This window comes from Promicromonospora sp. NPDC060204, from assembly GCF_042728455.1.
GTDB lineage: Bacteria > Actinomycetota > Actinomycetes > Actinomycetales > Cellulomonadaceae > Promicromonospora.
On sequence record NZ_JBHWZO010000240.1, the window covers coordinates 1 to 9585 of the forward strand.

Consider the following 9585-nt stretch of genomic DNA (forward strand, 5'->3'; position numbering starts at 1 on the left):
GCACAGGCCTGTGCCGACCTCGACGCAGACTGCCGACCTCACAGGAACATGCCGACGTCGCAGGGGCGCGCCGGTCCGTTCCTGTCGCGGGCCGTCACGCCAGAGTGGTCACGCGGTACTCGGGCGGCAGGTGGTCGTGCGACTGCGCGAAGGCCTGGACCTGCGACGTCCACGCGTCGGCGCCCGCCGCGCGCAGGGCGGCGCGGACGCCGTCCGTCAGCGCTCCGGGGTCGCTGTCGAGGCCGCCGGGCACTCCCCCGCCCGCGACGACCAGGCCGGCGGCGTCCCGCAGCAGGGGGTCGGGCCCGGCGACCGGTCCGGGCCAGGACGGCGGGACCTCCAGCACCTCGACCTCCGCGACCCGGTCCCCCAGCACGTCCGCGAGCGCCAGGAGCGCCACCGAGGCGCCGGTGCCCGCGACCTGACGGATCTCGTCCGTCCAGGACCAGGCCGCGCCGGCGCGCCGTCCCGCACCCGGCGGAGGGTCGGGCAGCCAGCGGTCGCCGATGCCGGAGCCGGCCAGGGACGGGCGCATCCGGCCGTGCCGCAGGGCGGGGCCGTGCGCCAGGACCAGCGGGATCCGGCCGCCCTCGGTGAGCCGCGCCAGCGCGGCGGCCACGGCGGCGCGGACGTCCTCGAGCGGGTCCGTCCGCAGGCCAGGGGCCGTCCCCGGGACGAGCAGCAGGGTTGCGGGCAGGATCACGGCGTGCACGATGGATGAAAGTAGCACCGGCCGCGGCACCTGGCCGTTCCTGGGTGATTCCACCCGGCTTTCCGGACGAAGGGCGCAGCGGGACCGGGGGTCTGGCGGGTACTGTGGTCAGGTGAGGTTCTTCGGGTCACGACGCCGGAACACGGCGGGCGACGGCGACCGTGCGGCCACCGGCCCGCAACAGCCCGAGCCCAGGGAACTCGACGACGACGAGCTGCGGGCGCAGGTGGAGGGTGTGCTGCTCCGCGAGCTGACGGGCGGCCTCGACGATCCCTCCAGCATCCCTGAGCCGCTCACGCGCGACCGCGTCGTGGAGTGGCTCGGCGAGAACGGGTTCAGCTACTTCGTGGACTCGGAGGGCGACGTCGGCGGGCTGTGGCACGGCTGGCTGTTCTACTTCCTCATGGTCGGCGAGAGCTCCGAGGTGCTCCAGGTGCGCGGGCAGTGGCACCGCGACCTGACCATCGAGCGGCTCGAGGAGATCCTCGAGCTCTGCAACGAGTGGAACGCCGAGCGCATCTGGCCCAAGACGTACGTGCGTGTGCGCGACAACGGCGCGGTGTTGGTCTACACCGAGGTGACGGTCGACCTGGAGCACGGCGTGACCGAGGACCAGCTCGACCAGCTCCTGCAGTGCGGGCTGACCACGGGCTCCATGTTCTTCGAGCATCTCGACGAGACGTTCCCCGACCCGCTCAGGTCCGCGCCATGAGCCCGCCCCGCAACGGTGGCGGCGGCGCCGGGCGCTGGCTCGCGCGCCTGCTGAACCCGCGTCCCCCGGCCGCCCGCCGCCCCACGGGAGCGCAGGTCCGCACGCTCGCGAACGCCCCGGTCGAGAAGCCGCGGCCGCTGACGACGCAGCGGGTCGGCGACGACCTGTCGCGCCGCGGCTACCGCTTCCGCATCGACGACGACGGCGACGTGACCGGCACCTGGGACGGCAACCGGTTCTGGTTCCTGCTGCTCGGCGAGCACGACGAGATCCTGCAGGTCCGGGGCCGCTGGGCGGGCGCGCTGCCCGCGGCGGCCCGCCTGGCCGTGCTCCAGGCCGCGAACGACTGGAACCGCGAGCGCATCTGGCCCAAGGTCTACACCCGGGAGGAGGGTGCGGGGCTCGCCCTGTACGCCGAGGTCTCGGTGGACTTCGAGCACGGCGCCACCGAGGAGCAGCTCGCCCAGACGGTGTCGTGCGGGCTGGTCACCGCGAGCCAGTTCTTCTCGACCGTGGCGTCGCTCGCCCCGCCGGCCGACGCAGAGCCGGACGAGGGGTCGTCGGACCAGGGTTAGGGTCGCCGCAGCCACCCATGGGGAGTTCTCCCCACACCCCTTTGCTCGTCCCGTTGTCGCAGGTCAGTTACGGTTCTGACCAGTTGACGGCGGACGAACGGGTGGGAGAACCGATGGGTGAGATGTGGGGTGCCGACCTCGAACAGCTGCGCACCCTCGCGAGGGAGTTCGACGCGGCGTCGCAGTCGCTCGACAACACCATCAGCGAGGTCACGTCCGTGCTGTCGAGCGTGGACTGGCTGGGGCCGAGCGGCGACCAGTTCCGCGAGGAGTGGGACGGGCACCACGTGCCCGCGCTCCGCGCCACCGCGGACGGTCTCGCCGGCGCCAGGAGCGCAGTGGAGCGCAACGCGGACGCCCAGGAGCAGACCAGCGGCGACTACGCGGGCGGCGGGCCCGGCGGAGGATCGGGCGGAGGCGCCGGAGCCTTCGCCGGTGCCTCGGCGAGCGGTACCGGCACCCTGTCCGGCGGCGACGACGGCGGGAACTGGGCCAACACGGTCCTCGACGTCGTCGGCGAGGCCAACTGGGCGGCCACCATCGGTGGCCTGGTCCAGAACGGCGTCGAGCTCGGGGCGCGCTGGGGCCAGGGCATCTGGGGTGTCGCCGACGCGCTCCCGGGCGGCTGGGGCGGTGCCATCGGCACGGCCGGCAAGGCCTTCGCCTGGGGTTCGGTCGCGTTCGGCGCCTTCCAGATGGGCCAGGGCATCGGGTCCGGCGACTACTGGATGGCGGGCGACGGCGCCATCAGCGCCGGTCTCGGCGTCGGCGGGCTGCTCGTCGCCGCCGGCCTGGTCTCCAACCCCGTCGGCTGGGCGATCCTGGGTGCGGGTGCTGCCTGGGCCGTCACCGACCTCCTCGTCGACGGCAACATCACCGAGGGTGCCTGGAACGCCGCGTCCGACGCCGCGGGCTGGGTCGGGGACACGGCCGGGGACATCGCCGGCGGGGTGGCCGACGCGGCGGGCGACGTCCTGGACGCGGGCGGCGACCTCATCGACGGCGCGAAGGACCTCTTGCCGTGGTGACGCGACCCCCGTTGAAGAGCACCGACCTTGACCTGGAAGAATTGCGGCCGACCGGCCCGACGAGGAGGAACCGATGACTGAGCAGGGAACCACGACTGCCCCCGACCGCCGCGCCGAGCAGACGATCGAGCTGACCGGCTTCGAGCTCCTCAGCCTGCTGTCGCTGGGCGACGACGCCTCTGCCGCCAAGACGCGCGAGTCGCTGCGCCTGCCCGAGGTGCCGGAGGGCTCGCCCCTGCTCGGCGCCGGCCTCAGCTCGCTGATCGTGCGCAAGATGGCCGTCGTCGACGACGCCGGGACGCTGACGCCGCAGGGTCCCGTGCTCGCGCTGGCCGCGGTGCTGAACCGGGCCACGGAGTGGATCGAGGCCGCCGGCATCTCCGGGGAGACCAACCACGTCGCACTCCTCGTCAGGTCTCCCGACGGCGCCGCGCTGATCGAGCCCAAGGAGTACGGCATCTGGCAGGCGCTCCCCGTGCCCGCCGGCGACCGCCTGATCGACGTCGCCTCCCGCTACGTCCGCGCCACGTTCCAGGACGCCACGACCCTGCCCTTCGCGGGCAGCATCAAGGTCATCGCGCAGCCCGGTGCGCCGACCGGGGACCGCGCCGCGGCCGTCCGGATCGGCGAGGACAAGGCCTGGGAGATCTCCAGCGGCCCCGTCGAGCGCCTCCCCAAGCCCGTGCCGGTCGCGGCCGATCCGACGTTCGGGCTCCTGGCCAAGGCCCTCGCATGAGCTCCCCGGACAAGGACCGGTGGTCCGACGGGGGTGACCCCGCCAAGGCACGCCGCCTCGCCTCGATGTGGGTGATCTTCGCGGTGGTGGCGTGGGCCGGTGCCGGACTCACCTGGCTCGCGTGGTGGGTCGCCCAGGTCGGCGACTACCAGGACAACTTCCGCGGCTTCAACGCCGGGGACGGCTTCCCCTGGGTCTTCATCGGCCTCTGCGTCGTCGCGGGCCTGTGCTGCCTGCCGGTCGCCCGCGCGCAGAAGGTCCGGGCGAACTACCTCGAGCAGAACCGCTGACCGAGCGGTACCAGGCCGGCCCCGTCACGTGACGGGGGCCGGCCTCGCCGCATTGGCGCCGCGGGCCGGGCCTGCGCCGGCGGCGCAGGTCGGAGCCGCGTCAGCGGCGCAGGGTGGGCAGGCCCAGCGAGACCGGGCCCGACGGCGCCGGCGTGCCGTGCGAGTGCTCGTCCTCTCCCCCGCCGAGCCGCGCCTTCTCCCGCGCGGCCCAGGCGTCGCCCGACCGGGTGCGGCGCACCACGAGGCCCGCGGCGTCGGCGGGCTCGGCGATCAGGTGGTGCGGGGCCGCCCTGGTGACCGTCACGGTCACCGTGTCGCCGGGGCGCGGCACGCCCGCGGGGACGACGTCGGACAGGCGCGGGTCGTCGAGGTCGGCAGGCGCCTGGGTCAGGTCCACGCCGGGCAGGGGCGCGGCGTCGGGCACGGTGTCGGACACGCTGGAGGTGAGGCCGAAGTGGACCAGGCGGTTGTCCGCCGCGCGGCCCGACAGGCGGTGCGTCGCGCCGTCCTTGCGGCCCGAGCCCTCGGCGACGAGCACCTCGAGGGTGCGCCCGACCTGTTGGTCGGCCTCCTCGGCCCCGATGCGCTCCTGGAGGGCGAGCAGGCGCTCGAACCGCTCCTGCACGACCGCCTTGGGGAGCTGGTCCTCCATCGTCGCGGCGGGCGTGCCCGGGCGCGGCGAGTACTGGAAGATGAACGCCGAGCTGAACCGGGAGGCCTCGACGACGCGCATCGTCTCGGCGAAGTCCTCCTCGGTCTCGCCCGGGAAGCCCACGATGATGTCGGTGGTGATCGACGCGTCGGGCATCGCGGTGCGGACCCGGTCGAGGATCCCGAGGAACTTCTCCGAGCGGTACGAGCGGCGCATCGCGCGCAGGATCCGGTCGGAGCCGGACTGCAGCGGCATGTGCAGCTGCGGCATGACGTTCGGCGTCTCGGCCATGGCGGCGATCACGTCGTCGGTGAACGCGGCCGGGTGCGGGGACGTGAACCGCACCCGCTCCAGGCCCTCGATCCGGCCGCAGGCGCGCAGCAGCTTGGCGAACGCGCCGCGGTCGCCGAACTCGACGCCGTAGCTGTTCACGTTCTGGCCCAGCAGCGTCACCTCGATGGCGCCGGCGGCCACGAGCGCCTCGACCTCCGCGAGGATCTCCCCCGGGCGGCGGTCGCGCTCCTTGCCGCGCAGGTGCGGCACGATGCAGAAGGTGCAGGTGTTGTTGCAGCCCACCGAGATGCTGACCCAGCCCGCGTAGACGGACTCGCGCTTGGTCGGCAGCGTGGACGGGAAGACCTGCAGCGACTCGGCGATCTCGACCTGCGCCGCCTCGTTGTGCCGCGCGCGTTCCAGCAGCACCGGCAGGGCGTCCAGGTTGTGCGTGCCGAAGACGACGTCCACCCACGGGGCCTTCGCGACGATGTCACCGCGGTCCTTCTGGGCCAGGCAGCCGCCGACGGCGATCTGCATGCCCGGCCGGGTGGCCTTGATGCCCGCCAGCTGGCCGAGGTTGCCATACAGCTTGTTGGCGGCGTTCTCGCGCACGGCGCACGTGTTGATCACCACGACGTCGGCGGCGTTCGCGGCCTCGTCCTGGCTGGACGCGCGCGTGTAGCCGGCCTGTTCGAGCATGCCGGCCATGTGCTCGGAGTCGTGCACGTTCATCTGGCACCCGAGCGTGCGGACCAGGTAGGTGCGGGGCTGCTCGGACGCGGCGTCGCCGACGGCGGTGTCGGTCGTGGCGGCGTCGAGCGGGGCTGTGGGCAGGGCGGTCGTGGACATCGCCTCGATTTTACGACCCCTTTCGAGCCCCGCCGAACGGCGAGTTCGGGCGCATTGCGGGCATCTGTTACCGAAACGTTGTCCCGGGATGACCCGTCGACTTGGTCCTTGAAACATCGGATCGTTAGGTTCAAGGGATGGACCAGACCACCTCGGCCACCGGCCAACCGGCGGCCGACAGCTCCGCGGACGCTCCGACGTCGGACCGTGCCCTCGGGGCGCCTCTCGTCGAGCTGAAGCGCGTGAACAAGCACTTCGGCGCGCTGCACGTGCTGCAGGACATCGACCTCACCGTCCGCAAGGGCGAGGTGCTGGTCGTCATCGGCCCGTCCGGCTCCGGCAAGTCCACGCTGTGCCGGGCCATCAACCGCCTGGAGACCATCGACGACGGTTCGATCACCGTCGACGGCAAGACCCTGCCCGAGGAGGGCAAGGCCCTGGCGCAGCTGCGCGCCGAGGTCGGGATGGTCTTCCAGTCGTTCAACCTGTTCGCGCACAAGACCGTGCTCGACAACGTCACGCTCGGGCCGCGCAAGGTCCGCGGGCTGTCCAAGAAGGCCGCGGAGGAGCAGGCACGCACGCTGCTCGACCGCGTGGGCGTCGGCAACCAGGCGGGCAAGATGCCGGCCCAGCTGTCGGGCGGCCAGCAGCAGCGTGTCGCGATCGCACGAGCCCTGGCGATGCAGCCGAAGGTGATGCTGTTCGACGAGCCGACATCTGCCCTCGACCCCGAGATGGTCAACGAGGTGCTCGACGCGATGGTCGCGCTCGCCCAGGAGGGCATGACGATGATCGTCGTGACCCACGAGATGGGCTTCGCCCGGAAGGCCGCCGACCGCGTGGTCTTCATGGCGGACGGCCAGATCGTCGAGGAGGCTCACCCCGAGGAGTTCTTCACGGCGCCCAAGAGCGAGCGGGCACGCGACTTCCTCTCCAAGATCCTGACCCACTGATCTTTCACTGACTGATCCCAGCCAAGGGGTCCTACCCGGACCCCGAACTACCGAAGGGGAATCATGCGCAAGCACACCATGGGGCTGCTGGCGATGGCCGCGGCGTCGACCCTCGCACTCTCGGCCTGTGGCGGAGCCGAGGTCGGAGGTGAGCCCGAGGGCGGCGCGTCCGAGGGCGGCGACGGCATCACGATCGGCATCAAGTACGACCAGCCGGGCCTCGGCCTGCAGGACGGCGCCGAGTACACCGGGTTCGACGTGGACGTCGCCCGGTACGTCGCGAACGAGCTGGGCTACAGCGAGGACCAGATCACCTTCAAGGAGACGCCCTCGGCCAACCGCGAGAGCATGCTCCAGAACGGTGACGTGGACATGATCTTCGCCACCTACTCCATCACGGACGAGCGCAAGGACGTCATCGACTTCGCCGGACCGTACTTCGTGGCCGGTCAGGACCTCCTCGTCGCCGCCGACAACACCGACATCACCGGCCCGCAGGACCTGGAGGGCAAGAACCTCTGCTCGGTCACCGGCTCGACGTCGGCGGAGAAGATCAAGACCGACTACGCCGAGGGTGTCCAGCTGCTGGAGCGCCCCGGCTACGCCGAGTGCGTCACCGCCCTGGCCGCCGGCCAGGTCGACGCCGTCACGACCGACGACATCATCCTCGCCGGTCTCGCCGCCGCCAACGGCGACGGCAACCTGAAGGTCGTCGGCGCGCCGTTCTCCGAGGAGCAGTACGGCGTGGGCCTGCCCAAGGGTTCGGACCGCTGCGAGGACATCAACGCGGCGATCACCAAGATGATCGACGACGGCACCTGGGAGGAGCTCATCGCCACCAACACCGAGGGCGCCGACTACACCCCGAACGCGGACCTCAACCCGCCGACGCCGGCCGCCTGCGCCTGACGTCCCTTCGCAGTGAACCGGGATCGCGTCCGCCGAGCGAGACGCGATCCCGGTTCGTTGCGGGGCGGCATCCCGCCGTCCGCGACTGTGACCTCCCGGGGCGCGCCGACCACGGCCGTGCCTCTCCCGAAAGGTGACCCGTGAACGACTATCTGTCAGGGCTCGGCGCGCTCCTGCAGCAGTACGACGTGCTCGGAGCGTTCTGGACCAACATCCAGCTGACGTTCTGGGGCGCGCTGATCGCGCTGGCGCTCGGCACGCTGCTCGCGCTCATGCGGATCTCGCCCATCGCGTCGCTGCGTTGGGCCGGCACCACGTACGTGAGCATCTTCCGCAACACCCCGCTGACGATCATCATGACCTTCATGGTCATGGGCGTGTGGACCTCGCTCCAGATCCAGCTCGCCGACAACTTCGAGCAGAACTTCTTCCGCCTCGCCGTCGTCGGCCTGGCCGTCTACCACGCGGCGTTCGTGTGCGAGGCGATCCGCTCCGGCGTGAACACCGTCCCGCTGGGGCAGGCCGAGGCGGCCCGCGCGATCGGGCTCTCCTTCCTGCCGGCCGCACGGCTGATCATCCTGCCGCAGGCGTTCCGCGGGGCCGTCGCCCCGCTCGGCAACACGCTCATCGCCCTGCTGAAGAACTCGACCGTCGCCGCGGCGGCCAGCGTCTCCTGGGAGACCTCCTCCACGATGAAGACGATGATCGAGTTCAACCCCAACTACCTGTGGGAGATCTTCGCGGTGTTCGCGATCGGCTACGTGATCCTGGTGATCCCCATCGGACTGCTGACCACCTGGCTGTCGCAGCGGCTGGCGGTGAAGCGATGAGCGCCTCCGTACTCTTCGACGCGCCCGGGCCGCGGGCCCGGACCTGGACCCTCGTCGGCAACGTGGTCGGGGCCGTCGTCGTGGTCGCCGTGGCCGCCTGGGTCCTGGTCCAGCTCGACAGCAAGGGCCAGCTGGAGCCCCAGCTCTGGGCGGACGCCGTCTCGGCCCGCACCTGGCAGTACTACCTGATCCCCGGCCTGATCAACACGCTGCGGGCAGCGGCGTTCGCGATCGTCGGGTCGATCGTGTTCGGCCTCGTGTTCGGCATGGGCCGGCTCTCGCAGCTCGCCCTGGTGCGGCGGGTGAGCGGCACCGTGGTCGAGTTCTTCCGGGCCGTCCCCGTGCTGCTCATGATGGTGTTCTTCTACGGGCTGTTCGGTCAGCTGCTGCCCGGAGTCTCCGACAAGGCGTTCCTCGCCGTCGTGGTCGCGCTCATCCTGTACAACGGCTCCGTCATCGCGGAGCTGGTGCGGTCGGGCGTGGGCAACCTGCCCCGCGGCCAGGGCGAGGCCGGTCTCGCGATCGGTCTGACGCCGGGCCAGACCCTGCGGTCCATCCAGCTCCCCCAGGCGCTCGTGGCCATGCTGCCGGCGATGGTGTCGCAGATCGTCGTGGTCCTCAAGGACTCGGCGCTCGGGCAGCTCATCGGCTACCAGGAGCTGCTCCGTACCGGGCAGATCGTCTACTCGGCCGACGGCAACCCGCTGCAGGTGCTCACGGTCGTGGCCGTGGTCTTCATCGTGCTGAACCTGCTGCTCACCGTGCTGGCCCACCAGCTGTCGCGGCTGCTGTCGAGCCGCACGGCCGGTCCGACCATGGAGGGCACCGGGATCGGGAACCCGACTGCCGTGGCCGGCGCAGCCGGTGGCCCGGGGAACGTCTGATCCCACGACTCGTCCGCCCGGGCGGGACGGAGCTGGTCGACAAGGGGCCGGGTGGTCAGCAGCGAGAGCTGCTGGACCACCCCGCCGCGCGGCGATTACCGGTCCCCGCGGAGGTCGGGGGCAGTCCAGTCTGATATAAACAAAAGAAGCAGCCGACCAGAGTGGGTGTGTAGATATAG

11 protein-coding genes are annotated in these 9585 nt (G+C 71.7%); 9 read left to right on the forward strand and 2 right to left on the reverse strand.

What is annotated here, in order from left to right; translation table 11 throughout:
- Positions 1-94: 94 nt before the first annotated feature.
- Positions 95-703 (reverse strand): hypothetical protein, encoded by a 609-nt coding sequence (locus tag ACFWEJ_RS23290; protein ID WP_377231561.1) that lies wholly within the window; start codon positions 701-703, stop codon positions 95-97.
- Between the two features lie 121 nt (positions 704-824).
- Between ACFWEJ_RS23290 and ACFWEJ_RS23295 the strand changes: the two genes are divergently transcribed.
- The 5 genes from ACFWEJ_RS23295 to ACFWEJ_RS23315 all read left to right on the forward strand — a co-directional run bounded on the left by ACFWEJ_RS23295 (position 825) and on the right by ACFWEJ_RS23315 (position 4053).
- Positions 825-1424 carry a YbjN domain-containing protein gene (locus ACFWEJ_RS23295; RefSeq protein WP_274994189.1) on the forward strand — a complete coding sequence of 200 codons (600 nt, stop codon included), beginning with the start codon at positions 825-827 and terminating at the stop codon, positions 1422-1424.
- Positions 1421-1999 (forward strand): YbjN domain-containing protein, encoded by a 579-nt coding sequence (locus ACFWEJ_RS23300; RefSeq protein ID WP_377231562.1) that lies wholly within the window; start codon positions 1421-1423, stop codon positions 1997-1999. Before ACFWEJ_RS23295 ends, ACFWEJ_RS23300 begins: the two co-directional genes overlap by 4 nt.
- Before the next feature lie 113 nt (positions 2000-2112).
- A complete protein-coding gene (locus tag ACFWEJ_RS23305) occupies positions 2113-3027 on the forward strand; it encodes a WXG100 family type VII secretion target (RefSeq protein WP_377231563.1) in 915 nt (304 codons plus the stop codon).
- A gap of 73 nt (positions 3028-3100) precedes the next feature.
- The gene (locus ACFWEJ_RS23310; RefSeq protein WP_377231564.1) at positions 3101-3763 is read left to right on the forward strand and encodes a hypothetical protein; all 663 of its coding nucleotides are present in this window, start codon (positions 3101-3103) and stop codon (positions 3761-3763) included.
- Positions 3760-4053 carry a hypothetical protein gene (locus ACFWEJ_RS23315; RefSeq protein WP_377231565.1) on the forward strand — a complete coding sequence of 98 codons (294 nt, stop codon included), beginning with the start codon at positions 3760-3762 and terminating at the stop codon, positions 4051-4053. The genes ACFWEJ_RS23310 and ACFWEJ_RS23315 overlap by 4 nt, the downstream gene beginning before the upstream one ends.
- 100 nt (positions 4054-4153) lie before the next feature.
- Here ACFWEJ_RS23315 and miaB read toward each other — a convergent pair whose 3' ends face one another.
- A complete protein-coding gene (gene miaB, locus ACFWEJ_RS23320) occupies positions 4154-5830 on the reverse strand; it encodes a tRNA (N6-isopentenyl adenosine(37)-C2)-methylthiotransferase MiaB (RefSeq protein WP_377231566.1) in 1677 nt (558 codons plus the stop codon).
- 137 nt (positions 5831-5967) lie between these two features.
- On the opposite strand from miaB, the gene ACFWEJ_RS23325 reads away from it, so the two are divergent.
- The 4 genes from ACFWEJ_RS23325 to ACFWEJ_RS23340 all read left to right on the forward strand — a co-directional run bounded on the left by ACFWEJ_RS23325 (position 5968) and on the right by ACFWEJ_RS23340 (position 9406).
- The gene (locus tag ACFWEJ_RS23325; RefSeq protein WP_377231567.1) at positions 5968-6783 is read left to right on the forward strand and encodes an amino acid ABC transporter ATP-binding protein; all 816 of its coding nucleotides are present in this window, start codon (positions 5968-5970) and stop codon (positions 6781-6783) included.
- 63 nt (positions 6784-6846) lie between these two features.
- Positions 6847-7692, forward strand: coding sequence for a glutamate ABC transporter substrate-binding protein (locus tag ACFWEJ_RS23330; protein ID WP_377231568.1), 846 nt, complete (start codon positions 6847-6849; stop codon positions 7690-7692).
- Positions 7693-7832: 140 nt separating this feature from the next.
- On the forward strand, positions 7833-8522 hold the full coding sequence (locus tag ACFWEJ_RS23335) for an amino acid ABC transporter permease (RefSeq protein ID WP_377231569.1): 690 nt from the start codon (positions 7833-7835) through the stop codon (positions 8520-8522).
- Positions 8519-9406: an amino acid ABC transporter permease gene (locus tag ACFWEJ_RS23340; RefSeq protein ID WP_377231570.1), complete on the forward strand. Its 888-nt coding sequence runs from the start codon at positions 8519-8521 to the stop codon at positions 9404-9406. Before ACFWEJ_RS23335 ends, ACFWEJ_RS23340 begins: the two co-directional genes overlap by 4 nt.
- The last annotated feature ends 179 nt before the right edge of the window (positions 9407-9585 follow it).